The sequence below is a fragment of the Streptomyces sp. ICN903 genome (assembly GCF_022015835.1).
Taxonomy (GTDB): domain Bacteria; phylum Actinomycetota; class Actinomycetes; order Streptomycetales; family Streptomycetaceae; genus Streptomyces; species Streptomyces fenghuangensis.
In genome coordinates, this window is the sequence record NZ_JAKMAY010000027.1 from 1 (window position 1) to 23,661 (window position 23,661).

Annotated in this window: 20 protein-coding genes; 11 read left to right on the forward strand and 9 right to left on the reverse strand. The window is 73.1% G+C overall.

Going from position 1 to position 23,661, the window contains the following annotated elements:
* Window positions 1–102: 102 nt before the first annotated feature.
* From L7D48_RS04915 to L7D48_RS04935, 5 genes are all read left to right on the forward strand, one after another.
* Entirely contained in the window at window positions 103–1,323 is a 1,221-nt protein-coding gene (locus tag L7D48_RS04915) for an acyl-CoA dehydrogenase family protein (RefSeq protein WP_237877642.1), read from the forward strand.
* A 55-nt stretch (window positions 1,324–1,378) separates the two neighbouring features.
* Window positions 1,379–1,759, forward strand: a complete 381-nt coding sequence (locus L7D48_RS04920) for an ester cyclase (protein WP_237877643.1) — start codon at window positions 1,379–1,381, stop codon at window positions 1,757–1,759.
* A 19-nt stretch (window positions 1,760–1,778) separates the two neighbouring features.
* The gene (gene asnB, locus L7D48_RS04925) at window positions 1,779–3,611 is read left to right on the forward strand and encodes an asparagine synthase (glutamine-hydrolyzing) (RefSeq protein ID WP_237877644.1); all 1,833 of its coding nucleotides are present in this window, start codon (window positions 1,779–1,781) and stop codon (window positions 3,609–3,611) included.
* A gap of 61 nt (window positions 3,612–3,672) precedes the next feature.
* Complete coding sequence (locus tag L7D48_RS04930) at window positions 3,673–4,491, forward strand: alpha/beta hydrolase (protein WP_237877645.1); 819 nt, start codon at window positions 3,673–3,675, stop codon at window positions 4,489–4,491.
* Window positions 4,488–5,564 carry a histidinol-phosphate transaminase gene (locus tag L7D48_RS04935; RefSeq protein ID WP_237877646.1) on the forward strand — a complete coding sequence of 359 codons (1,077 nt, stop codon included), beginning with the start codon at window positions 4,488–4,490 and terminating at the stop codon, window positions 5,562–5,564. Before L7D48_RS04930 ends, L7D48_RS04935 begins: the two co-directional genes overlap by 4 nt.
* On the opposite strand, the gene L7D48_RS04940 is transcribed toward L7D48_RS04935, so the two are convergent.
* The 6 genes from L7D48_RS04940 to L7D48_RS04965 all read right to left on the reverse strand — a co-directional run bounded on the left by L7D48_RS04940 (window position 5,537) and on the right by L7D48_RS04965 (window position 11,025).
* Window positions 5,537–6,112, reverse strand: a complete 576-nt coding sequence (locus tag L7D48_RS04940; RefSeq protein WP_237877647.1) for a hypothetical protein — start codon at window positions 6,110–6,112, stop codon at window positions 5,537–5,539. The two genes, L7D48_RS04935 and L7D48_RS04940, sit on opposite strands and share 28 nt — an antisense overlap.
* The gene (locus tag L7D48_RS04945; protein WP_237877648.1) at window positions 6,109–7,506 is read right to left on the reverse strand and encodes a hypothetical protein; all 1,398 of its coding nucleotides are present in this window, start codon (window positions 7,504–7,506) and stop codon (window positions 6,109–6,111) included. Before L7D48_RS04945 ends, L7D48_RS04940 begins: the two co-directional genes overlap by 4 nt.
* Window positions 7,503–8,312 (reverse strand): ABC transporter ATP-binding protein, encoded by an 810-nt coding sequence (locus L7D48_RS04950; protein WP_237877649.1) that lies wholly within the window; start codon window positions 8,310–8,312, stop codon window positions 7,503–7,505. Before L7D48_RS04950 ends, L7D48_RS04945 begins: the two co-directional genes overlap by 4 nt.
* A gap of 20 nt (window positions 8,313–8,332) precedes the next feature.
* On the reverse strand, window positions 8,333–9,151 hold the full coding sequence (locus L7D48_RS04955) for a zf-HC2 domain-containing protein (protein WP_237877650.1): 819 nt from the start codon (window positions 9,149–9,151) through the stop codon (window positions 8,333–8,335).
* A complete protein-coding gene (locus tag L7D48_RS04960) occupies window positions 9,148–9,678 on the reverse strand; it encodes an RNA polymerase sigma factor (protein WP_237877670.1) in 531 nt (176 codons plus the stop codon). The genes L7D48_RS04955 and L7D48_RS04960 overlap by 4 nt, the downstream gene beginning before the upstream one ends.
* 411 nt (window positions 9,679–10,089) lie before the next feature.
* The gene (locus L7D48_RS04965) at window positions 10,090–11,025 is read right to left on the reverse strand and encodes a DMT family transporter (protein WP_237877651.1); all 936 of its coding nucleotides are present in this window, start codon (window positions 11,023–11,025) and stop codon (window positions 10,090–10,092) included.
* Between the two features lie 70 nt (window positions 11,026–11,095).
* Here L7D48_RS04965 and L7D48_RS04970 point away from each other — a divergent pair, with 70 nt between their 5' ends.
* Window positions 11,096–11,677: a TetR/AcrR family transcriptional regulator gene (locus L7D48_RS04970; RefSeq protein ID WP_237877652.1), complete on the forward strand. Its 582-nt coding sequence runs from the start codon at window positions 11,096–11,098 to the stop codon at window positions 11,675–11,677.
* 197 nt (window positions 11,678–11,874) lie between these two features.
* Here the strand turns inward: L7D48_RS04970 and L7D48_RS04975 are convergent, their stop codons facing one another.
* Together L7D48_RS04975 and L7D48_RS04980 are read right to left on the reverse strand one after the other, a co-directional pair.
* Window positions 11,875–12,147 carry a hypothetical protein gene (locus L7D48_RS04975; RefSeq protein WP_237877653.1) on the reverse strand — a complete coding sequence of 91 codons (273 nt, stop codon included), beginning with the start codon at window positions 12,145–12,147 and terminating at the stop codon, window positions 11,875–11,877.
* A gap of 133 nt (window positions 12,148–12,280) precedes the next feature.
* Window positions 12,281–13,138, reverse strand: a complete 858-nt coding sequence (locus L7D48_RS04980) for an SAM-dependent methyltransferase (RefSeq protein ID WP_237877654.1) — start codon at window positions 13,136–13,138, stop codon at window positions 12,281–12,283.
* Between the two features lie 566 nt (window positions 13,139–13,704).
* Between L7D48_RS04980 and L7D48_RS04985 the strand changes: the two genes are divergently transcribed.
* From L7D48_RS04985 to L7D48_RS05005, 5 genes are all read left to right on the forward strand, one after another.
* Entirely contained in the window at window positions 13,705–14,091 is a 387-nt protein-coding gene (locus tag L7D48_RS04985; RefSeq protein ID WP_237877655.1) for an ectoine synthase, read from the forward strand.
* Window positions 14,091–16,679: a class I adenylate-forming enzyme family protein gene (locus L7D48_RS04990; protein ID WP_237877656.1), complete on the forward strand. Its 2,589-nt coding sequence runs from the start codon at window positions 14,091–14,093 to the stop codon at window positions 16,677–16,679. The genes L7D48_RS04985 and L7D48_RS04990 overlap by 1 nt, the downstream gene beginning before the upstream one ends.
* A complete protein-coding gene (locus tag L7D48_RS04995; protein ID WP_237877657.1) occupies window positions 16,676–17,917 on the forward strand; it encodes an acyl-CoA dehydrogenase family protein in 1,242 nt (413 codons plus the stop codon). The genes L7D48_RS04990 and L7D48_RS04995 overlap by 4 nt, the downstream gene beginning before the upstream one ends.
* Window positions 17,914–19,152, forward strand: coding sequence for an MFS transporter (locus tag L7D48_RS05000; RefSeq protein ID WP_237877658.1), 1,239 nt, complete (start codon window positions 17,914–17,916; stop codon window positions 19,150–19,152). Before L7D48_RS04995 ends, L7D48_RS05000 begins: the two co-directional genes overlap by 4 nt.
* A gap of 98 nt (window positions 19,153–19,250) precedes the next feature.
* Window positions 19,251–19,415: a hypothetical protein gene (locus L7D48_RS05005; RefSeq protein ID WP_237877659.1), complete on the forward strand. Its 165-nt coding sequence runs from the start codon at window positions 19,251–19,253 to the stop codon at window positions 19,413–19,415.
* 31 nt (window positions 19,416–19,446) lie between these two features.
* On the opposite strand, the gene L7D48_RS05010 is transcribed toward L7D48_RS05005, so the two are convergent.
* The gene (locus L7D48_RS05010; RefSeq protein ID WP_237877660.1) at window positions 19,447–23,658 is read right to left on the reverse strand and encodes a trypsin-like peptidase domain-containing protein; all 4,212 of its coding nucleotides are present in this window, start codon (window positions 23,656–23,658) and stop codon (window positions 19,447–19,449) included.
* Window positions 23,659–23,661 lie beyond the last annotated feature (3 nt).

Sequence of the window (23,661 nt, forward strand, 5' to 3'; positions counted from 1 at the left end):
GCCCCACGACCCCGCCGGCTAGCCGCCCCCACCGGCTCACCGGCGGGGGCGGTCGGCCGCCGCTCCCGGTTCCGAATCCGCCCGCCAACCGTTGGAGTCATCATGCGTCCTCTCATCACCCGCCCCGCACGGAAACGGCACGTCGCGTTGGCGGAGGAGCTCGCGGCGACCTTCCGCGAGCGGGCCGCGGAGTACGACCGGAAGGCCGCGTTCCCGTACCGCAACATCGACGACCTGCGGAACGCCGGCTATCTCAGGCTGACCGTCCCGCGGGAACTCGGCGGGCTCGGCGGCGACCTCGGCGACATGGCGGCGGCCCAGGAACGACTGGCCGCCGGCTGCGCCTCCACGGCCCTCACCGTGAACATGCACCTGTCGATGGCGGGCCAGCTGGCCCGGGCCTGGCGTACCACGGGCGACGAGCGCGCTCGGCGGATGCTCGCCGACATCGCCGACGGAAACGTCGTCCTCATGGGCGCCACCGCCGAGCCCGGTCACGCCCTTGTCCGCAGCACCGGCGCCAAGGCCCGCAAGGTGGACGGCGGTTACCTGGTCACCGGGGACAAGACCTTCGGCACCGGCTCGGCCGTCATGACCCACATGACGTCGATGGCGGAGTACCGCGACCACCCCGACGGCCCGCACGTCCTGGTGTTCCGCATCCCCGCCGACAGCCCCGGAATCCGCGTCCTGGACGGCACCTGGAACACCTCCGCCCTGAGGGCCACCCGCAGTGAGAGCATAGAACTGCGCGACGTCATGGTGCCCGAGGAGAACGTCATCACCAGCTTCCCCGTCGGCACGCTGGACGGCTCGCTGCTCCAGACCGTGTGGGGATGGGCCATGCCCACCTTCGCCGCGGTCTACCTCGGCGTCGCCGTGGGGGCGTACGAGCAGTGCGTGCGGGACGTCCTGAGCCGCGGCTGGGAGGAACGGCCGTACGTCAGGACCACGCTCGCCGAGTGCGAGGCACTCATCGAGACGTCCCGCGCGCTCATCGACCGGACCACCGGCGAGGTCATGGGCAACGCCCTGTGGAACGAGCTGGGCATCCAGCAGGGCATGTCCCGGGTCGTGCTGGCCAAGACCGTCGGCACCAACAACGCCGTGGCGGTCGTCGACCACGTGATCAGGCTCATCGGCACGCCGGCCCTGCGCCCCGGCTCGGTCTACGAGCGCGCTCACCGCGACGTACGCGCCGGGACCATGCACCCCTACAGCAACTCCGACGCCTGTGACCTGGTCGCCGCGACGGCGCTGGGCGCCGAGGTCGCCCCGGTGACACCGCCCCGCCTGGCCCGGCTGGCCGAACCCACCCCCTGACCGCACCCCAGACGGAGGGACGACAGCAGTGGACCGAGAACACGCTCTGCGGCTCATGGACCATTTCCTCGCGGCCTACAACGAAGGAGACCCCCGGCATCTGGACCACTGCCTGCACCCCGACTACCGACACCCCAACCCGGCGGTGGAGCGCGGCATCGAGGGCATGCGCGCGGCCGTACGCCGCTGGTCGGCCGCGGTGGAGGACCTCCGGCTGACCCTGGACGACCTGATCGTCGAGGGGGACAAGGTCGTCGCCCGGATGACCTTCAGCGGCCGGCAGGTCGGCACCGTCATGGGCATCCCGCCGTCCGGTCGGCGGTTCTCCGTCGGCCTCATCGACATCTTCCTGGTCGAGGAGGGCCTGCTCGCCCAGCACTGGGACCAGATGGACCTGCTCGGACTGCACCGACAGCTCGGTGCACTTCCGGCGTGACGCGCGGAGGCGAGAACAGATGTGTGGCATCACCGGCTGGGTCGCCTACGAACAGGACCCCACCGCACACCGTTCCACCGTGGAGGCGATGACCGCGACCATGGTCTGCCGCGGCCCCGACGCCGGAGGTGTCTTCCACGACCGTCATGTGGCCCTCGGGCACCGTCGGCTCGCCGTGATCGACCCTGCCGGCGGCACGCAGCCCATGACCGCCGGGGAGGACGGGCGGATCACGGCCGCCCTCTCCTACAGCGGCGAGATCTACGGCTTCGCCCGGCTGCGCGAACAACTGCGCTCCGCCGGCCACCGCTTCCGCACCCTCAGCGACACCGAGGTCGTCCTGCGCGCCTATCTGGAGTGGGGCGACGCCTTCGTCCACCGCCTCAACGGCATGTTCGCCCTCGCCCTGTGGGACGTACGCCGCCAGGAGTTGCTCCTGGTACGCGACCGGCTGGGGGTCAAGCCGCTCTACTACTACCCGACCGTGGACGGCGTGCTCTTCGGCTCCGAACCAAAGGCGATCCTCGCCCACCCCCAGGCGCGGGCCCGGCTGGGTTCCGACGGCCTGCGCGAGCTGATGACCTGGGCCAACACCCCCGGACACGCGATCTTCGACGGCATGTTCCAGGTCCGCCCCGGCCATGTCGTGCGCGTCTCCCGCGGAAAGCTCACCGAGACGCCCTACTGGCGGCTCGAGGCCCGACCGCACGAGGACGACTTCGACACCACCGTCGACCGGGTGCGGGAGCTGCTCCGGGCGGCGGTCGCCGGCCAGACCGTCGCGGACGTCCCGCTGTGCTCGCTGCTGTCGGGCGGGCTGGACTCCAGCTCGGTGGCGGCGTTCGCCGCGCAGGCCCTGCGGGCGCGGGGCGAACCGCCCCTGCACTGCTTCTCGGTCGCCTTCGCCGGGCCGGGCTCCGGCCCTGGTGACGACGCCGCCCACGCGGCGAAACTGGCCGACCACGTGGGCGCCGCACACGAGTCGATCACGCTCGACGCGACGCTGCTGTCCGACCCCGCGGCGCGGGCCGCCGTCCTGCGCGCCCGCGACCTGCCGCAGGGCCTCGCCGACATGGACACGTCCCTGTACCTGCTGTTCAAGGCGATCAGGCAGCGGTCCACGGTCGCGTTGTCCGGCGAGGGCGCCGACGAACTGTTCGGCGGCTACCCCTGGTTCCACGACGAGAACGCCACACGCGCGCGGACCTTCCCCTGGATGCACACGGGCGACGCGGGCGCCCCGCGGGGCCCGTCCTTCCTCGACCCCGCGCTGCCGGAGCGGCTGAAGTTCGAGGAGTACCGCGCCGACCGCTACTCCGAGGCGCTGGCCGACGTTCCCGTCCTGCCCGGGGAGGGGGAGGACGAGCGGCGCATGCGCACCGTCGGCCACCTCTTCCTCACCCGGTTCCTGCCGATGCTCCTGGACCGCAAGGACCGGATGAGCATGGCCGTGGGTCTGGAGGTGCGGGTGCCGTTCCTCGACCAGGACCTGGTGGAGTACGTGTTCAACGTGCCGTGGTCGATGAAGGCCTTCGACGGACGTGAGAAGAGCCTGCTGCGCGCCGCCGTGGCAGCGGACCTCCCCCAATCCGTGCTGACCCGGCGGAAGGAGCCGTACCCGGCGATCGCCGACCCGGACTACGACCAGATGCTCAAGAGCCGGTTGGCCGAGCTGATGGCGGACACCGCGGCGCCGGTGCGCGCCCTGATGGACGAACGCAGCGCCGCCGAGGCACACGCCGCGGTGCGGCGGGCCGCACCCGGGGAACTGCGGTTCCTGCGGATGGGGTTCGAGTCCCTGATCAGGATCGACGACTGGATGCGCGACTACCGGGTGGAACTCGTGGAGTGAGCCCGCCGCGGACCGAAGACCGGAAAACCGAGACGCAGAAGAAGACGAACGGGAGCGAGTGATGACCGAAGAGACCGGACGGCGGTTCGCCGGTGTCCGTCACCCAATCCACACGCACAGCTGGCCCCACCCCTCTCCCCGCTATCTCGCCGTCTTCGTCCACGGCTACGCCGATCACGCGGGTCGCTACGCGCACCTGGCCCAGGCCCTGAATCGGCACGGCGCAACCGTCCACGCCCCGGACCACATGGGCAGCGGCCGGTCGGGGGGGCCGCGCGCACTGGTGGACGACTACGACGAACTCGTCGACGACGTCCACACGGTCGTGGCGCACGCCCGCGCCGGGCATCCCGACCTTCCCGTGGTCCTGATCGGGCACTCCATCGGCGGCATGATCGCCGCGCGCTACGCCCAACGCCATCCCGACGACCTGGCGGCCCTCGTCCTGGTCGCCCCGGTGCTCGGCTCCTGGCATACCGCCACCGCGCTGCTCGCCTTCGACGAGATTCCCGAGATGCCCATCGACGTCGGCGCGGTGATGTCCCGCGATCCCGCCGAGGCTGCCCGCTACAACGACGACCCACTGGTCTGGCACGGCACCTTCGTCCGCACCACCTTGGAGGCGGTCGTCACCTGCCTCGATCGCCTCAACGAGGGGAACGGCCTCGCCTTCCTGCCCACGCTCTGGCTCCACGGCGACGCCGACCCGCTGGCCCGGATCGACGAGACCAGGGACGGCCTGGAGAAGATCCGCGGTTTCCACCTCACCGAGCGGATCTACCCGGGGGCCCTCCACGGCCTCTACCACGACCTGGACCGGGACCGCGCGCTGGCGGACACCGCGGCCTTCATCGACAACGTCCTCGGAGACACGGCATGACGGACGCCACCGGGCCCGCGACGGCCGGCCGCGAGCACCGGCTCTCCTTGAACGAACTGCCGGAAGCCCCGATCGCCGACCTGACCCGGGCGCTGCGGCCCTCGCTCGACGAACCGCACCGCTACCCCGATCCCCACGCCCGCGAACTGACCGAAGCCGTGGCACGCACCTACGCCGTCCCGCCCACCGACGTGCTGGTGGGCCCGGGTTCGGCGACGCTGCTCCAACACGTCGTGCAGTGGGCGGCACCGGGCCGCGGCGAGGTGCTGTACGCGCGGCCGTCCTTCGACGCCTACCGCCTGATCGTGCGCTCCGCCGGCGCCCGTCCGGTCGAGGTCCCACTGCGGGACCACCGGCACGACCTGCCGCGAATGCTGGAGAACATCACCGCCGACACCCGCGTCCTGATCGTGTGCAACCCCAACAATCCGACCGGTACCGTGGTCAACGCCGCCGACCTGACCGCGTTCCTGCGTGCGGTCCCGGAGCGGGTGGTCGTCGTCCTCGACGAGGCGTACCACGAATTCGCGGACGCCGAGTCGACCGCCGACGGGCGCGAGTTGTACCGCGACCGGCCGAACCTGGTGGTCCTGCGATCCTTCTCCAAGGCCTACGGTCTGGCGGGCCTGCGCGTCGGCTACGCCCTCGCCCACCCCGACACGGCACACACCCTGCGCGACCGGCTGCTGCCCTTCTCGGTGAGCACGGTCGCCCAGGCCGCCGCCCTCACCGCGCTCGCTCGCAGGACCGACGTCCTGCGGTACGCGGCCCACGTCGTCGCCGAACGCGAGCGTCTGGCCGAACGCCTCGCGCTCCAGGGCTGGCCCGTCGTGCCCTCGGCGGCGAACTTCCTGTGGCTGCCCCTCGGCTCCGCCTCCGAGGCCTTCGCCGCGGAAGCCGCCCGCCAGGGCATCCTCGTACGGGCCGTACACGGCGAGGGGGTCCGCGTGACAGTGGGCACGGAAACGGCGAACGACGCGCTGCTTCGCCTCACCGCCCGCCGGTCTCCCGCCGAACCCGCCCACGACGCGCTCCCCCGGCCCGGTCACCGCCTCGGCCCCGCGAAGGCGTAGGCGGCGGTGCCGACGACCGTGAGGATCAGGGCCGTCCAGGTGCCCGCCGCCGTGCCGGGCGGCAGCAGCATCCAGGCCGCCACCTGCGTCGGCACACTCGTCGGGGGCGGGGCGAGGAACGAGAACGACAGCCAGGCGAACGGCGGCGTCCATGCGTACCGGCCGTCCGAGAGCGCCGCGCCCAGGGCGGCCAGCCCCATCAGGCCCGCGCTGTCCCGGACGACGAACGCGGTGGTGGCCAGGTCCTCGCCCATCATCCGCACCGCCGGCAGCGCCGCGCCGACGATCGCGCCGGCGAGCAGCACGTGCGCCGCTCTGCGGGGCCCCCACCGGATCGCGGCCGCCCGGTCCAGCGCGAGGTCCTGCCCGCTGAGCCCGACCGAGGCCGCCATCGCCCCCGCGGTGAGAACGAGCACGGGCAGCCGCGGATCGACGGGCCCCCCGTCCCCGTTGCCGGCGATCACCCATGCCGCCACCGCGCTGATCACCACCGCGGCGAGCGACGCGGGCACCTGCCGCGAGCGCGCGTACAGCATCGCCCATCTCACCGGGACGCACCGCCGGTCAGGGCTTCGAGCACGTCTCCCTCGCAGGAGAGCGCGGCGGCGCGCATCGCGTTGATCCGCGAGAGCTGTTCGGCCCGCGGCAGCGCCCTGAGGTCCTTCCAGACCTCGCGGGCCTCGGTGTCGATCTCCTGGCGTAGGTCGGCCGGCCCGGTGCCGGGCGGTGACTTGAGGTCCCCCAGGACCCAGCCCGCCGCGACGCTCCGCGCGATGTCCTCTCCCCCGAAGCTGCTCCAGCCGGCGGGTGTGCAGCCCGGCACCATGCCACGGGCGATCAGGGCCCAGGTCAACTCCTCGCCCTCGGCCGCGCCGATGAGGTCGTCGTCGAAGTCGACGAGCACGGTCGTACGGGACCACCGCGGCATGGCACCGTCCGGCAGTACGGCGGTGTTCTCCCGGACCGAGACCGGGGCCCGGCCGCCCAGGGCGGCGCGCAGCAGGCCCAGGGCCTCTCCTGCGGGGTCCGCGAGATCGGCGAGCCGCGGCTCGTGCGCCTTGGTCACGCACACCGGGCCGTCGCACACCGGTTCCGCGGCGGCCGTGTCGACGACGTACATCCGGCGCGGGTCGGAGGGGAGGACGAGCAGGGCGGTCACGGCGCCCGCCAGGACGGGTGTCAGGGCCAGCAGCCGGGCGCGCGCGGTCGCGGCGGCCAGCAGCGCGAAGCCGGTCGCGGCCATGCCGAGCAGCCAGATCGTCTGCCCGGCGTGCACGGGGGCGGAGAGGGTGACGAGCACGTGGTGCACCTCCTGCACCGCAGGCGACAGCAGCGAGACGCGGTTCGGCTCCGTGCTCGGGTACCCCTCCTGTGTGACCGTCTCCGTCCGGCCCGGCGACATCTGCAGGAGCGCTGTGAACACGAAGGCGCCCATGGCCAGCGCGGGCGGGGTGAGCACGGACGGCAGGACCCGCCCGGCCCCCATGCCCAACACGGCTCCCGCGACGAGGGAGAGCGCCCCCACCAGCGAGATGGGCAGCCATCCGAGGTGCGTGTACGTGGCGCCCGCGAGCACCTGGGCCGCGCCCACGAGGACGAGGAGCGCGAAGGCCGAGACCAGCGTGGTCGCCGTGATGCCCGCCAGCGCGGCCGCGCGGTGCCGGGCGGGCCGCGGTGTGCTCTTCAGCAGTTCGGACATCTTCGAGCGGTGGTCGCGCAGGCCCTGCAGCGCCCCGAACCCCACAGCGAGCGGCCACAGGTAGAACAGCAGGGCGCGGGTCCACAGGGCCATGGACGTCCACTGGGCCGTCCACGCCGTGGTGCCCCTCCACCATGCGGCGTCCACCAGGTACAGGAACGCCAGCGCCGTCGTCAGGACCACGGCACCGGCCCACGGGGCGAGGGAGCGCCTCAGCTCGATGCGCAGGACGCGGATGTTCACCAGGCGCCCCTTCCCCGGTCGCGGCCCTGCAGCAGCGCCGAGTAGCCGCGTTCCAGGGGGTTGTCGCCCACGTGCCCGGGGTCGCCCGCCGCGGCCAGTTCGTCCGGGGTTCCCTGGAAGACCAGCCGGCCCTCGGCGAAGAGCACCACGTCGGTGCAGGCGGCGGCGACGTCTTCCACCAGGTGGGTCGAGACGACCACGCAGGTGTCCGTACCCAACTCCTGCAGCAGTTTGCGGAAACGCAGTCGCTGGGTCGGGTCCAGGCCGACCGTCGGCTCGTCCAGCAACAGGATCGACGGATCGTTGACGATGGCCTGGGCGATGCCGACCCTGCGCACCATGCCGCCCGACAGGGCCTTCATCCGCTCGTCGGCGCGGTCCGCAAGGCCCACCCGCTCCACGGCACGCTGCACCGCCTCGGGGATCTCCGCCTTCGGCACCTCCTTCAACCACGCCATGTACTCGACGAACTCCCGCACCGTGAAGCGCTTGTAGTAGCCGAACTCCTGCGGCAGGTAGCCGATCCGGCGGCGCAGCGCCCGGTGCTCACCCATGCCGCTCACGGACTCGCCGAGCAGTTCCAAAGTGCCCTCGGCGGGGCGCAGGACGGTGGCCATTGCCCGGATGAGGGTGGTCTTGCCCGCTCCGTTGGGGCCGAGGAGTCCGTGCACGCCGGTGCCCAGTGACAGGTCGAGGCCGTCGACGGCCATCCGCTTCCTGCCGGCCCTGACCCGCAGCCCGGTGGCCCGGACCTCCCAGGCGTAGGACTTCGGCGCGATGTCGGACGCGCTCACCGCGGATGTCATGTGGTGTTCCTTTCCGGTGCTCAACGATGGGCTCCCAGCACGGAGTACGCGCCCCTGCGGGCGATCACGACACCGGTGGCGAGGGCGAGAACCAGCCCCCACACGGGCAGGCCTCCCGTCTGCAGGGCGAAGACCGTACGACTGGTGGCCAGGGTCGGCGCCACGACCACGGCGGCCCACACGGCGGCCAGCCAAGCGGCGGCGCGGGTCACACCGGCGGCACCGCCGAGCGCCAGCGTCGCCGCTGTGAGGGCCAGGCAGGGCAGCAGCCACTGCGCCACCATCACTCCCGTCGCCCACCCGCCCACCAGCAGTGCGGGGACGACCACGCCGAGCACGGACGCGGTGCGCCGCAACACCAGGTAGAGCCCGGCCCTGGGCACCGAGGCCGTCAGTTCGTAGGCCGGGTCCAGACCCCGCGACCAGGACGCCGCCACGCCGAGCACGGGCAGGACCGGCGCGAACAGCAGCACCAGCGGCACCCCGCCAAAACCGGTGCCGGCCAGGTCGAGCAGCAGGGCCAGCAATGTCACGCCCGCGACCATGGCCGACCAGGGCACCATCGTGGGCGTCAGCCACCGCGACAGCCGCGCCGGCCAGTGCCGTCCGCGCGGCATCGTGGCGGTGACCGCCAGCCGGGGCTCGAGACCGGACCACACGGTGTCGACCAGCCCCGCCACGGCGGGCACTCCGGCACCGACAACGGCGGACAGCCGGTCACGGCACACCCGGCACACCTCCAGATGGGCCTCCACGGCCCACACCTCGTCGGCGACGAGATCCGTGCCGCCGCGCGCGTAACTCTCGACGGCCCGCATCGACGCATGCTCTCCGGTCACGTCAGCGCCCTCCGCATCGCGATCCGGGCCCGGCGGGCACGGGTCTTGACCGTGCCCTCGGGCAGTCCGAGCAGAACCGCGGTCTCCCGGACGGACAGCCCGTCGAGCACCATGGCCTGCAGTACCTGTCTCAACTCCGGCGCGAGGCACCGCAGCGCGTCCCCGACGTCACCGCCGACGCTCGCCGCGAGCGCCTCCTCCTCGGCGGCGGGTGCCACGTCGGGCACGGCGGCGGCCGGCGGCGGCTCCGCGTGGTGGGCTCTGCGCCGGAACGCGTCGACCAGGCGGCGCGCCGCGATCGTCCACAGCCAACCGACGGCGCTCCCCCCGGCCGCGGTCCCGGCGAACGCACCCGCCGCGCGCCACACCGCCAGGTAGGTCTCCTGCATGACCTCCGCGACGATCTGCTCGTCCGCGCACCGGCGGCGCAGTCGCACCGCCATCCACGGCGACGTACGCCGGTACAGCTCCTCGAACGCGGCACGGTCGCCCTTCGCCACCAGCCGGACGAGACGCTCCTCGTCCATCTCGCGCAGTGCCGCCCTGACTGATCCCACACCCGCTAGACGCCCGGGCCGGGCCGCGGGTTTTCCCTCCGCCGTGATCCACGTCACATGCGGGGAACCCGCAGGCTCCACTCGACTGACCGGGTCTGTCGAACGGGCGTGCAACCGGGGTGGTGCGGGCGGCCGGCGGGTGTGCAGCGGACGTGCGGGGCCCGAAGGCAGCCGGTGACGGCATGAGGCCGGCGTTGTCGGCGGTGGGGCCGACGGGACGGGGCCGGGCGCCCCCGTCTCCGGTGCGGCGCGGAACGCCCCGGTCACGTGGGCGCCGGTGGGCCGTGAGGCCTGCCGACCGCTCTCGTCTCACACACACGCACGAACGCCTGCGTGCTGTTCCCGGAAGCGCAGCCGCCGCCCCGACGGCCCGCCCTGGTGTCAGCCGCGCTCTCCGGCGGCCACACGCCCGCCGCGAGCGACGGTCAGGGCCCTGCCGCCTCCGTCCCCCCGCCCGCCCTCGCCGCGGTGGACGACGACGACGGCCGAGAGGCAGACGATCAGCCCGAAAGCGGTCTGGAGGCCGAAGGGCTCACCGAACATCAGTGCCCCCCAGACGGCCGTGACCGGGGCCATCAGGAACATCAACGTGTTGACCTTGGTGACGCCGGAGCGCTTCAGGATGAGCCAGTACAACCCGTAGCCGCCGAAGGTGGACAGTCCTACGAGCCAGGCGACCGCGAGCCAGAACGCGCCCTCGGCGGGCGGCGCGGCGGCTCCGGCTGCCACGGCCAGCACGGAGAAGAGGACAGCGCTGGTGGCGCAGTGGACGGTGAGTGACACCGAGGGCGCGACCCGCGAGCGGGACCGGCTCTCCAGGAACGTCGCCGCGACGAGGGAGAACATGCCGAGCAGCGGGACGACATACGCCCACCAGGGCACATCGGCCCCGGCCGCCGCGTCGGCCAGGGTGACCACGGCGACGCCGCTCAGCCCCAGGACCAGACCGATCCACTGGCGGCCCGAGACGTACTGCCCCAGCAGCGGCCCCGCCAGAGCCCCGGCGACGAGGGGCTGGACTCCGTCGATCAGGGCCGTCGTGCCGCTGGAGACGCCGAGCTGGATGGCGTAGTACACGCTCAGCAGGTAGCCGCTCTGCGACAGTACGCCGATCACGGCCTGGCGGGTCACGTCCCGGGCGGTGAGCCCCCTCCACGCGCTGCGCATGACGACGGCGACGGCGACGAGGACGACGGCCAGCGGCAGGAAACGCCACATCAGGACCGTGATCGCGGAAGCGCTGCCCGCGCCGAGTTTGGCGCCGATGAAGCCGGAGCTCCAGCACAGGACGAAGGCGAGGGACAGCAGGATGTTCACGACGCAACACCACTAAACAGATCGGTTTACCCACACCCCGCTCACTATACAGATCGGTATAGTGGGTGTCATGGGTACCGCTGAGGCTCCGCGCCGGATCACCATGACGCCCGCCGCCCGCCGCGTCCTCGAGGCCGCCGCCCGGCTGTTCTACGAGCGCGGCATCCACGCCGTCGGCGTCGACCTCATCGCCGCCGAGGCCGGGGTGACGAAGAAGACCCTCTACGACAGGTTCGGTTCCAAGGAGCAGATCGTCGTGGAGTACCTGGCCGACCGCGACGAGCGCTGGCGCGCCTTCCTCACCGAGCGCCTGGACGCAGCGGGCCCCGACCCGCGCGCGCGGGTCCTGGCCGTCTTCGACGCCACGGAGGCCTGGGCGGCGGAACTCAGCCCCAGGGGATGCAGCATGGTCAACGCCCACGCGGAGATCAGCGACCCGGGCCATCCGGCCCACCCGGTCATCACCGGGCAGAAGCGGTGGATGCTCACCCTGTTCACACTTCTCGCCGCCGACATCGCCCCCAGCCGAGCCGGTGACCTGGCCCGGACGCTGATGCTGCTGCACGAGGGCGCCCTGGTCGCGAACGGCCTCGGCATCTTCCCGGATGCCGCCGCGTCGGCGCGTGAACAGGCCCGCGCGCTGCTCGGGTAGCGGACGCGACCTTTCCTCTCCCCGTTCTCACCATGTCTTCACCGCCCAGACCGGGCACGGCCGGTCGGCTTCGGTGCGGTGGTGGTGCCAGGCCGGCGCGTCCAGGCCCTCGGGGGTGATGCGGGCGGCCCGGGCCTCGGGCGGGCGGGAGACGGCGGGAGACGTGGGTGCCGGCGTCGGTCCCCGCGCGCACTCGGTCAGGGCATGTCCCCGCACCAGTCCCACCGGTGCGCATCACCCGGGCGGGGCTGGTAGACGGCGCGGCCGCCGGGCCCGAACGCGCCGATCTCGGTGGCCAGCACCGCGCCCTGGCTCAGTCGTTCCCCGTCCCAGCCGGTGACGTCGAGCAGCAGGCCGTCCAGCGGCCCGCCCACCAGCTCCCGGTAGACGTGACCCGCCCGGGGGCCGGGATGGGGATCGTCGTGGTCGGCGCCGTAGACCCGGCCGCGCATGAATTCCTCCGCGTCCATGCCCAGCAGCATCCCAGCCGGCACCGACACTGCCGCCCTGCCTCGTACCGGGACAGGGCGGGGTGGGATGCCGGGTGGAGCAGTCCGGGCAGGGCCGGGGCCTTGTTCCGCCTTGCGTGCCGGGTGTTCGGCGCTACGGCTTGCGGGCGACGAGGGCGTAGCAGTTGACCGCGTCGTCGGGCAGGTCCGCATCCGCGGCAGCGATACCTGGCTGCCAGCGGTGGACGGACACGATGCCGGGCTCGACCAGTTCCAGCCGGTCGCTCAGCAGGTGCTCGATCTCCTCGCGGCGGCGGAGGGTTCCGGTGGCGTTGACCCGTCCGCCGCGGGCGTAGACCTCGGCGACCTGCTCCATGAGCGCCGGGTTGTGGTCGGGGGTGGCGTGGCTGATGACCACGTAACTGCCCGGAGCCAGGGCCTCGGTGAACCGTCCGACGATCCCCTTGGGATCCCGGTGGTCGGCGATCAGGTGCAGCAGAGCGCACAGGAACAGGCCGACCGGCCGGCTCAGGTCCAGGGTGTCCGTCAGCTCCCGAGAGGTCAGAACGCTGTCGGGGTCGGTGGCGTCGGCGTTCAGATAGGCGGTGCGTCCCTCGGGGGTGCTGGTCAGCAGCGCCGAGGTGTGGGCCAGTACGGTCGGGTCGTTGTCCGCGTACAGCACCCGGGAGACCGGGTCGATCTGCTGGACGGTCTCATGGAGGTTCGGGGAGTTCGGAGCGGGAATGCCGCAGCCCAGGTCGAGGAACTGGCGGATGCCGACCTCCTGGGCGAGCCAGCGGGCGGAGGTGTGGATGAAGGCGCGGTTGGCCTGCACCGCCCGGCCCACGGTCGGCCAGAGTTCGACGATCTGCCGGGCGATCTCCTCGTCCGGTAAGTAGTGGTCCTTGCCCCCGCCCATGGCGTTGTAGACACGGGCGCTGGAGGCCGACCTTGCCGTGAGTGGTTCTGCGGTGCCCCGCTGGTCTGCGTCAGTACCGGCGAAGTCGGTCATACTGCTCGCTCCATCGCGGATCGGCTCCCCGCACCCGTGGGGAGCGACTACAGGTCGTGGCAGTGTATCGAGCAGTCCTGTGCCGGCTGAGTCGATTGCCGAAGCCGGGTATGCGCCATGCCGGCCGCGGTCGCAAGCGCCTCGTGCTCGTTCGCCGGTGGCGCGGCGACGGTGGGATGCGGCGTGGGGAAGCCGGCCGCGACGGCACGGACGCCGAACCGCCTCTCCCGGACGCTCCTACAGTTCGTCAGGCCGCTGAGGCGGGTTCGGCTCGAGTCCCGGAGGCGTGCACAAGGTCGGGACCTGCCGGCGGGTGAGCTCGCCGAGCGGCCGGTCGTGGTCCCTGACCTCCTCGTCGAGGCCCGGTCGGCGGCGGGCCGGCGACCGCGGGGAGCGTTCGGCGGAGGCCGGGGTGAGCCGGGCCTGCGCCCTGAGCGGCGCGGGCACCTCCCACGCCTGCGGCGTCTTTGCGCCACCGAAATGACGAGATACCTGCTGTCAAGGGGGAGCAAGCGCTTTCTACAGTGATCGCTGCCCGTGTGGGCCAAGGCGCTGGAGGGAGCCTCATGCTGATCCGCTCGCTGGACGAACTGACCGGTTCCCGGTACGAGGTCGACTGGGGCAACGGCACCAGCGTCCGCCTCCTCACCGCCGTGGACGGTATGGGTTTCACCGTGTGCCACACGGTGGTCCGGGCGGGCACCTCCTCGTTCCTGGAATACCGCTCGCACCTGGAGGCCTGCTTCTGTCTGTCGGGATCCGGGGAGATCACGGACATGACGGGCGTCGGCCACCGGATCACCCCGGGTGTGCTCTACGCGCTCGACCGGCACGACCGGCACCGGCTGCGCGCGGACCCGGACGGCGACATGACGCTGCTCAGCATCTTCAACCCGCCGCTGCGGGGCACCGAACGCCACACGCTCCATCGTGAGAAGGCGTCGTCCTACTGATGGGCGGCCGCGCGCGTCACGGCGCTCCCGTCCCCGCCGGACACGGCTCACGGCTCACCGGGCTGTTCGAGGCGAACGCGGCACGGCACCCCGCACGCGCCGCCGTGACCCTGGACGGCACCACCGTCTCCTACGGGGCACTGGACGAACTCGCCGACTCGTACGCGGCGCGGTTCCTCGGCCTCGGCCTCGGCGCGGGCGACCGCGCGGTGGTGTACGCGGACCTGTCCCTCGACTCCGTCGCGGCGGCCCTGGGAATCCTCAAGGCGGGCGGCTGCCTGGTCACCACGCATCCGACGTTCTCGCGGAGCAAGCTGGTCCGCCAGATCCGCGCCTGCGACGCCACCGCCCTGGTCACCGACCGGGCCGCGGCACTGGGCGACCTCTTCGCCGACACCGGCCTGGCCGCCGTGCTCCCCCTGGGCGCCGGCGAGCCGCCGGGTGAACCGGCATCACGACCGTACCCGCTCGAACGCCCCAGGAAGGGTCCGGGCATACCGGTCGCGGGCCTGCCGGCCGCCGTCTTCTACACATCGGGCTCCACCTCCTCGCCGAAGGGCGTGACGATCGGCCACCGCGCCATGACGGCGGCCTTCGAAGCGGTCACCTCCTCACTCGGCCACACGGCCGCCGACGTGGTGCTGAGCTGCACGCCCATCGGCTCCGACTTCGGCTTCTACAACATCGTGATGCCGCTGGCCTTCGGCGGCCGGGTGGTGCTGCTGCGGGGGCTCACCGCGTCCGCGCGGGAGGTGTGGGAGACGATCGGCGAGGAAGGTGTCACCGCCGTCCACGGCTTCCCCTCCCTGCTCGCCCACCTGTGCCGCGCGGACGGTCTCGGCCGGCACCCGTCCCCGTCCCTGCGTCTGCTGGCCAGCACCGGGCAGCGCCTCCCGGTGGAGCACATCAGGACGCTGCGTGAGGCGCTCCCCGACGTGCCGATCCACTCGATGTACGGGCTCACCGAGTGCAAACGCGTGTGCGCCCTGCCGCCGGAGGAGATCGACCGCCGTCCCGGCTCCGTGGGCAGGCCCGTCCCCGGCGTGCGCGCCCACCTCGTGGACGGCACCGGCGCTCTCGTCGGGGAACCCGGCGTGCCCGGCGAACTGGTGGTCGCGGGCGACCAGGTGATGCAGGGCTACTGGGGCGACCCCGAGCTGACCGGCCGGGTTCTGCGCACCGGCCTGTTCGGTGAGGACAGGGTGCTGTTCACGGGTGACCTGTTCGTCCGGGACGAGGACGGCTTCCTGCACTGGACCGCCCGCCGGGACGACACCTTCAGCCGGTCGATGTTCAAGGTGAACCCGCACGAGGTCGAGGCGCGGCTCAGGCAGCATCCTCTGGTGGCCGACGCCGCCGTGGTGCCGGTGCCCGACGAGGAGGCGGGCGAGGTGCCCGCGGCCTGTGTCGTGCCCCGCGACGGCCGCACACCCGAGGAGGAGGAACTGCGGCGCCACTGCGCCGAACGCCTCGACTGGCACATGGTGCCCGCGTTCGTGTTCCTCCGCGACGAGCTCCCGCGCACCGAGTCCGGCAAGACCGACCGGCGGGCCCTGCGGCAGGCGCTCGCCGGGCCGGCCCCTGACCCGGCCGGCGACGGTCCTGGCGAGTATGTGGCGTCGTCCTCGATGACCGGCCTCGCCGACCGCTTCGAGGCGATCGCGACCGGACGGGACCAGGTGCCGCGCGTACCGGTGCGCTCCACGATCCGCGACGCCTTCCCCGACCGCCTCCTGCTGGACTACCAGGACGCCATGGTGGAGCGCTCCGGTCCGCTCTTCCGGCACTTCCTGGCCAGCGTGCCCGGCATCCTGGAGGAGTTGTCCCGGGTCGGTGTCGCGCTGGCCCGCCTGGCCGAGCGCCGTGCGCGGCCGGGCGGGCGCGGCCTGACCTTCTACGAGGCGGACGCGTTCGACGGCAGCAACGGACGCACCCTGGCGGCCTTCGCCGACGGCCGTGTCACCACCCTGACCAGCTCGCCCAACCGGGCCAACGAGCAGTGGTTCCACACCTGGGCGGACCCGGCCCGCTCCCGCTACTTCCCCGGCTCGCTGTTCCACCTCGACCGCGCCGGGCTGCGGGCGGCACCGCAGTACGCGCCGTTCCGCGACGGTTTCGACGTGGTGTACGAGACGGCCGCGTTCCAGTTCTACGGCAAGGACCGTGCCGCGCAGACCGCGCACCTCGCCGAGGTGCTCAGGCCCGGTGGCCTGGCGTTCTTCCTGGAGAAGCTGAACCACCCCGACCCGCGGGAGTACGAGCGCCGGGAGCGGGTCAAGGACGAGGTGCACAAGGCCCGTTACTTCCCTCCCGAGGAGATCGAGCGCAAGCGGCGGGAGATGCTGACGCGGATGGCTGACGGCCAGGTGGAGTTCGACGACCTGGTGAAAACGCTCGGTGACCGTTTCGCACACGTCCACCTCCTGTGGAACGGCACCAACTTCTACGAGTTCGTGGCGTGTGACGACGCCGGGACGCTCGCGGAGTTCCTGGAGCTGGCGGGAGAGCCGTTCATCCCGGACGGCTTCTGCTTCGAGGACCCGGTCGTGCGCCGGGTCGGCGGGCACGGCGGGGCGGGGCCGCGATGAGGGGCCCGGACACGCCTGTCGAGGGCGCCGACCCGGAAGTGCTCGCCGCAGTCGACACGCTCGCCGGCCGGTGGGGCGGCCGGGCCGCCGAGGCGGAGCGGGAGCGTCGGCTGCCGGACACGACCGTCACGGAGCTGCTCGACACCGGGCTGCTCCAGCTGACCGCGCCGCCGGACTTCGGCGGACCGGGGCACAGCTGGCCCACGCTGGTGGAGGCGGCCCGGCGCGCGGCCAGGGCCTGCCCGTCCACCGGGTGGGTCATCGGAGTCGTCGGCGGGCACGCCGCGCTGGCCGGGCGGCTGCCCCGGGCGGCTGCCGAGACCGTCTTCGCGGCGGGCGCCCGGCAGGTGTTCGCGACGGCGTCCGCGGCGGCCGGCGGACGTTTCACCCGCGTCCCCGGGGGCTTCGAGGTGGCAGGCCGGTGGCGCTTCTGCTCCGCCGCCGACCACGCCGACTGGTTCCTGCTCAACGGCCACGGCGGCGATTCCGCGGGCCGGATACTGATTCCGCTCTCCGCCGGGCAGGTGCGGGTCGGGGAGGGGTGGGACGTCTGCGGAATGGCCGGCACCGGATCGCGGGACATCTTCGTGGACCGGGTCTTCGTGCCCGGGGCGCTGACCGGCTCCCTGTCGCACTGCTTCGCCGGGCGGCAGCCGTCCGGTGGCGGGCCGTCGCCGTACTACCTCGGCGAGGTGCCGTTCCTGCCGTACGTCAACAGCTGCGTGATCGGGCCGGTGCTCGGCTGCGCCGAGGGCGCCTTCGCGGCCTGCCTGGAGCGGTTCGCCCGGGACGCCGGCGGATCGCATCCGCTGGAGCAGCCGCTGGTGCGGGACGGACTGACCGAGAGCGCGGCGGAACTGGCCTGCGCCCGGCATCTGTACGAGGCCGTCTGCGCGCGCCTGCACACGGCGGGGACCGCCCGGCGGCCCCTTTCCCCCGAGGACGCCGCCGCGATCGGCAGGGACCGCGCCTATCTGGCCCGCCTGTGCGTCCGCTCCGTACAACGGCTGGTCCGACTGGCCGGAACCGCTGCCCACTTCGCGGACGACCCGCTCGCCCGGCACTGGCGCGACCTGCAGATGGCGGCGGCCCACCGCGACCTGGACTGGGCCCGCAACACGGCGGCGTACGCGGCGACGGCCTTCGACCCCGGCGGAGCCGGAGAGCCCGGGGACACCGGACCGGCCGCCGGCAGCGCGGTGCCGCCCACTGCGAGCGGGTGCGAACGGACCGCATGACCAACCTGGAAAAGACCGCGTTCGTGCGCCGTGAGGGCCGATGGCTGCTGGGCGGCTTCCTGCTGTTCCTGCTCTCCTCCTTCGGCCAGACCTTCTTCGTGTCGCTCTTCGCCGAGGACATCCGCGGCAGGCACGGCCTCACCCACGGCTCCTACGGCGCCCTGTACATGGCGGCCACCCTGCTCGGCGCCGTCGCCCTGACCAGGACAGGCCACCTGGTCGACCACCATCCTGCGCGCCGGGTGGTGCTCGTGAGCACGCCTCTGCTGGCGCTGGGAGCCGTGGTCATGGCGTGCTCGGCCGGCCTCTTCACCCTGTTCGGGGCCCTGGTCCTGCTGCGGCTTTTCGGACAGGGCATGATGACGCACACCGCGTTCACCGTGCTGGGCCGCTGGTTCACCCGGCACCGGGGACGGGCGGTTTCCCTGGCCGCTCTGGGCCTGAACACGGGCGAGGCCGCCCTGCCGGCCCTGGCCGTCGCTCTGGCCGTCGCCTTTGGGTGGCAGTCCGTGTGGTGGGCGGCCGGAGGGGTGGTGGCCGTCGTGGGCACGGCCGTCGCGGCGCTGTTCAGGACGGAACGCATCCCCCGCCCCGTGACCGGCTCCCCGGCCCCGGCGGCGCCCGCCACCGCCGGATGGACCCGCGCCGAGGTGCTGCGGGACCGGTGCTTCTACCCCCTGCTGCTCACCACCGCGGCGCCCGCGCTGATCGGCAACACCGTCTTCTTCCACCAGGTCCATCTGGCTCGGACGCGCGACTGGCCGCTCGAGGTGCTGGCATCGGCCTTCCCGCTCTACGCGGTCCTGACCGTGCTGTGCAGCCTGGCCGGCGGCCTCCTGCTGGACCGCCTCACCGGGCTCGTACTGCTGCCGGTCTTCCTGCTCCCGCTCGCCGGCGGCCTGCTGCTGCTCGGCACCGTCACGGCCCCTTGGAGCGCGTTCGCCTTCATGGCCCTGTACGGCGTCACCAACGGCCTCTCCCTGAGCCTGTTCGGCGCGGTGTGGCCCGAGGTGTACGGCACCCGGCACCTCGGCGCCATCAGGTCGGTGGTGGTGGCGGTGCTGGTCTTCGCCTCGGCTCTGGGGCCCGGTGCCGGCGGCCTGCTGCTCGACGCCGGTGTCGGCCAGCCGGTCCAGCTCGTCGTGCTGGGCGGGTACTGCCTCGCGGCCTCCGCACTCGCCGTACCCGTCACGCGGCGCCTGCGGGCCCGCGGCAGCCTTGCCCTCAACCCCTGACTGCCGCCGCGCGGGCGGTGCCGTCCGGGTCCGTTGCCACCACCGGGCCCGTCGCCGGTACCGGCCGATGGTCCGACCGGCATGAGTGGCGGCACCGCGTGGGTGGGCGCACACCACCGCACTCCTTCGTCGGCCGGGCGACCGGCCATCAGGGCGAGGCCGAGCCGGTGTTCACCGCCGTGGGCGCCTACACGGGCTTGGCCGTCGACCGGGACGCCCTGAAGGCCGGCGACCTTCACGGCGTCCTCGTCGCCCCGGCATGACCGTCCGCCGCACACGCAGGACCGGCCCCGCTCATGACCGGCCGGACAGGCCCTGGCAGGGAGGCTCCGGCGGGGTACCGGGAGGAAGGTCCTCGCGCTCCTCCTCGGTGAAGGCACGGCCGACGTTCGCGCAGAGGTGGTCGAACCACGCCTTCGGGCGCACGTCGAACACGGAGCGCAGCCCCTCGCTCTCCAGGACGAGCCGCGTGCCTCTCAGGGCCGAGGATGAGTAGCTGTGGTGGGGAATGGCGCCGATACGGACGCCGTCGGGGTCCCACAGTTCGTAGCCGCCGTACCCCTCGGCCGTGATCACCACTCCGTCGTCGGTCATGCCCACCAGGTGATCGCTTGTCTGGAGCACGACCGGGCCGCCGACGGTCTCGCGGTCCTCGACGTCCCACCGGTGCAGCCTGCCGTCGTTGTGGGCCACCACCAGGTACCGGCCGTCCGGGGAGAAGGCCAGGTTGTCGGTCCCCTTCTGCTGGAGGACCGCGTCCACCTCGTCGCCCTCCAGTTCGTGCGTCCGCGTCCGCGCCCGCACGTCCCAGATCTGGATGCGTCCCCGCTGCCGGTCGTTCGACGCCACGACGGCTACCTGGCGCGGGTGGCCGGGCCGGGCCGCGAGCTGGTCCCTGGTCCAGACGGAAGGCCGGGGCCGCGGCGAACCCTCGATGGTCAGCGGTCGTGCGGTGAGCACGCCCCGCCGCGGATCCACGGTGAGCAGCCGGCCCGTCCGGGTGAGGACGGCGACGTCCCCGTCGGGCAGGGGCTCGACCGTGCTGATCAGACCGTGGTCGCCGCCGGCCGTGCCGTCCGGGTCCAGTTCCACGTCGACGTGCTCCGACAGCGTGTCGGCCCCGTACACGTGAAGGTGTGTCCCGCCCTCCTTGAAGAGCACGAGTCTGTCGCCGTCCGGGGTCCAGACCAGCTCCGGGTCCGCGCCCTCGGCGTACGCGGCGGGCAGGTCGCCGGTGGCGGTGCCGCCGTGCACCAGGTCCAGCACCTCCAGCCCGCGGTCCGTCAGCCGTGCGACCCTGCGGCCGTCCGGCGACAGCACCGAAAGGGTGATCTGCGCGTTCCGGGCGGGCGGGGGCGCGGCGGACGCGCGGGCGACGACCAGGGTGTCCCCGACGGGCGAGAGGACGGCCAGTCCGCCGTCCCCGCCCCGGCCGACGGCCAGTTCGACGGAGCTGTAACCGGGTTCGTCGTCCAGCGGCAGGCGGGTCGCGTACGTGTCGTCGGTGCCGCGCCTGACGAGGGCGACGTCGACGAAACCGCCGTCCGAGGAATCCCAGCTCCCGTAGTGGTAGGCGCCTGTGGCGTCATCGAGGGCCAGGCGCTCCGAGGAGTCGTCGTCGTACGGCAGCTCGCGCAGGACGCGTGCCGTGCGCAGGTCGCGCAGCACGGACCCGTCGGGTGTGTCGGTGTCCTCGGAGTGGCTGGTGGTCACCTCGACCGTGTCGGCGTCCGTGCCGAAGCGCACGATCTGCTCCCCCGCTGTCGACACCACCGAGTCCGCCACCGGCACGGATTCCAGACCGTCGATCTCCCACACGTCGAGGACGGCCTTCGGCCGCGCCCCCGGGCGGCCAGGGGTGTGGATGTCCAGGTACCGCAGCAGCCGGGTGCCGTCCGCGCTGAAGTCGAGCTGGGCGCCGACGATGTCGCCCTCCTCCGTGAGGCGCTCGCCGAGCCGCTTCGGCGCGCCGCCGGCCGTGCCCAGGCGCCACAGCCGCACCGTGCCGTCCGGCATGGCCGCGGCGTAGTGCCGCCCGTCGGCACTGACGGCGCCGCGCTGCCCGGTCCTGGGTGCGCCGGCGAGGGTGTGGTGGCGCGGACGGCCGTCCAGCGCGCCGGTGACGACCGTCAGCTCGTACGGGTCCTTGCCGTCGGGCTTGGAGCGCAGCACGAGGGTGCGGGCGTCGGGGGTGGCGACCAGCTCCTGGACCCGGCCCCGCCACAGCCCCGTGTACATGCCGCGCAGGTACTGGGCGCGCACGTACTGGCCGAGCAGCGCCTCCCGTGCCTGCGGCGCCGTCGGATCGGCACGCCAGGCGGCGAGCGCCAACTGCACGGCGGCCGCCGGCTCCTGGGCCTGTCGGCGGCCGGACTCATCGGCGAGCGCGCGGGCGGCGAGGACCCGCAGCTGGTCCTGCACCTCCCGGCTGCTCTGCCAGGCGGCCACGCCCAGCGCTCCGGCGACCAGAAGCAGCGCCAGCAGCACCGCGCCACCGGCGCGCAGCCTGCGGACCGTCCGCTGCTCGTAGCGGCGGCCCGTCTCGATGTAGGCCCGCTCGTCCGCCGTCACGTCGTGGGGCCGCGACTGGAGCCACTCCAGGGCCTCGGCCAGGGTCTTGCCGCGCTGGAGGGCGCCCGCCTCCCGGTTCTTCGTCTCCCAGCGCGCCAGGTCCGCGCGGAGCTGTTCCTGCCACTCCCGGAAGTCGCGGCTCTCGTCGAGCCAGGCGCGCAGCCTGGGCCACAGCCGGGTGAGGGCCTCATGGACGAGGTCGACGATCTCGGTGCCGTCGAGAGTGCGGTCGACGACGACCAGTTTGCCGCGCGCCAGCCGCCGGGCGAGTACCACGGCGGCGGGGTCGAGGCCATCGACCGGAACGGCGCGGCGTGCGTATCCGCCCTGGTCGTCGGGGCGTGCGAGTTGCACGAACAACCGCCGGGCGACCTCCTCGTCGGTCTCGGGCACGTATCTGCGGTAGGCCTCTTCGGCGTAGCCCGCGACCGTCCCGGACACTCCGCCGAGATCGTCGTACGCGGCGTGGGTGAGCATGGAACCCTCGCGCCGTTCCCACAGCCTGGTCAGGGTGAACTCCACCATCGGCATGCGGCCGGGTGCCTGGCCGGCGTCCTCGGTGATGCGCTCGGCCAGCCCCGGCTCCAGCCACAGACCCGGTACGGCGTCCACGGGCCCCGTGACCGCGCGGTGGAGGTCCGCCGTGTCCAGCGGCGCCAGGAAGACGACGGCCTCGCTCAACGAGCCGGAGGTCTCGGAGGTGAGCAGCGTGCCGAGGGATTCCTGACGCGCCGTGGCCACGACACGCAGGCCGCGTCCGCCCTTCCCGCGCGGGTCACCGGTGAGGGACAGCAGCAGACGGAGCAGGGCGCGGGCCTCGGACGGGGCGGCGTCGGCGTACTCCTCCAGCTGGTCCACGACGACGAGGTGACCGCCCGGACCGGTTCGTTCCTCGAGTGAGGCGCGCACGGCGGTCATGGCCTGCGGGGCCCGGCCGCCGTCCACCCGTTCCACGGCTCCGGGCACGCCTTCCAGCAGCCGCGCCAGTTCCCGGGCCCGGCTCAGGCGGTCGATCTCCCCGGCCCGGGGTTCGAGCACGGGCACCAGCGCGTGTGCCAGCAACATGTGCGGTGCCGTGCCCGGTACGGGACGCAACAGAGTGACGCCGGTACCGCCGGTCCGCAGCCGAGGCAGTACACCGGCACGGATCAGTGAGGACTTGCCGCATCCGGAGGGCCCGACGACGACGGTGAGCGGGCGGTCGGCGATCGACGCGGTGAGCCGCTCGATGTCGTCGTCGCGGCCGTGGAAGAAAGCGGCGTCCTCCTCCTCGAACACCTCCAGCCCGCGGAAGGGGCACGTCGGACGCAGCACCCGCTCGTCCACGAGTGCGGCGGAGGGCACCAGGAAGGCTGTACCGGCCAGCGCGCCGTGCCCGGCGGCCACCGCCAGGCCCACGACCCCGCCCTGCTCGTCGTCCCACACGGCCGCCCCGCTGAAGCCGTTCGTCACGGGCGGACTGCCGGGCCCGGCGTCCATCTGCACCCACCCCGCGCCCTGGGCGGCGCGCAGGGTGCCGTTGGCCCATATCCCGTGGTCACCGCCGTCCGGGAAGCCGTACGCGCGAAACGCGTGTCCCCAGACGGACGTGCCGTCGACGAGCGGCACCGGGCGGGCGTGCCGCAGCGGCGCGTCGAGACGCAGCAGGGCCACATCACCGCTGTCGTCGTCCCGCACCGGCTGCCAGGACACCACCCGGCCCGTCAGGGCCGGTACGGCTCCATCGGCGTCGCGCGCCAGCGGGAACTCCACGAGCACGGCTCCCTCGGGGGCGGTCTCCGTGTCCCGCGGCAGCCCCAGCGCGTCGGCGACGACGTGGGCGCAGGTGCACACGGTGTCCGGAGCCACGAGAAAACCGGCCCCCACGACCTGACCGGTGCCGCGTATGCGGCCCAGCCCCGACTCCAGCGCCGCTTCACCCCGTAACGCCGACATGCG

Coding starts and splice junctions, on each gene's coding strand:
- L7D48_RS04990 (WP_237877656.1), top strand. CDS start 14,091: ATGGGCGGCCGCGCGCGTCACGGCGCTCCCGTCCCCGCCGGACACGGC.
- L7D48_RS04995 (WP_237877657.1), top strand. CDS start 16,676: ATGAGGGGCCCGGACACGCCTGTCGAGGGCGCCGACCCGGAAGTGCTC.
- L7D48_RS05000 (WP_237877658.1), top strand. CDS start 17,914: ATGACCAACCTGGAAAAGACCGCGTTCGTGCGCCGTGAGGGCCGATGG.
- asnB (WP_237877644.1), top strand. CDS start 1,779: ATGTGTGGCATCACCGGCTGGGTCGCCTACGAACAGGACCCCACCGCA.
- L7D48_RS04985 (WP_237877655.1), top strand. CDS start 13,705: ATGCTGATCCGCTCGCTGGACGAACTGACCGGTTCCCGGTACGAGGTC.
- L7D48_RS04935 (WP_237877646.1), top strand. CDS start 4,488: ATGACGGACGCCACCGGGCCCGCGACGGCCGGCCGCGAGCACCGGCTC.
- L7D48_RS04980 (WP_237877654.1), bottom strand. CDS start 13,138: ATGACCGACTTCGCCGGTACTGACGCAGACCAGCGGGGCACCGCAGAA.
- L7D48_RS04920 (WP_237877643.1), top strand. CDS start 1,379: ATGGACCATTTCCTCGCGGCCTACAACGAAGGAGACCCCCGGCATCTG.
- L7D48_RS04950 (WP_237877649.1), bottom strand. CDS start 8,312: ATGACATCCGCGGTGAGCGCGTCCGACATCGCGCCGAAGTCCTACGCC.
- L7D48_RS05010 (WP_237877660.1), bottom strand. CDS start 23,658: ATGTCGGCGTTACGGGGTGAAGCGGCGCTGGAGTCGGGGCTGGGCCGC.
- L7D48_RS04970 (WP_237877652.1), top strand. CDS start 11,096: ATGGGTACCGCTGAGGCTCCGCGCCGGATCACCATGACGCCCGCCGCC.
- L7D48_RS04930 (WP_237877645.1), top strand. CDS start 3,673: ATGACCGAAGAGACCGGACGGCGGTTCGCCGGTGTCCGTCACCCAATC.
- L7D48_RS04915 (WP_237877642.1), top strand. CDS start 103: ATGCGTCCTCTCATCACCCGCCCCGCACGGAAACGGCACGTCGCGTTG.
- L7D48_RS04960 (WP_237877670.1), bottom strand. CDS start 9,678: ATGGACGAGGAGCGTCTCGTCCGGCTGGTGGCGAAGGGCGACCGTGCC.
- L7D48_RS04975 (WP_237877653.1), bottom strand. CDS start 12,147: ATGGACGCGGAGGAATTCATGCGCGGCCGGGTCTACGGCGCCGACCAC.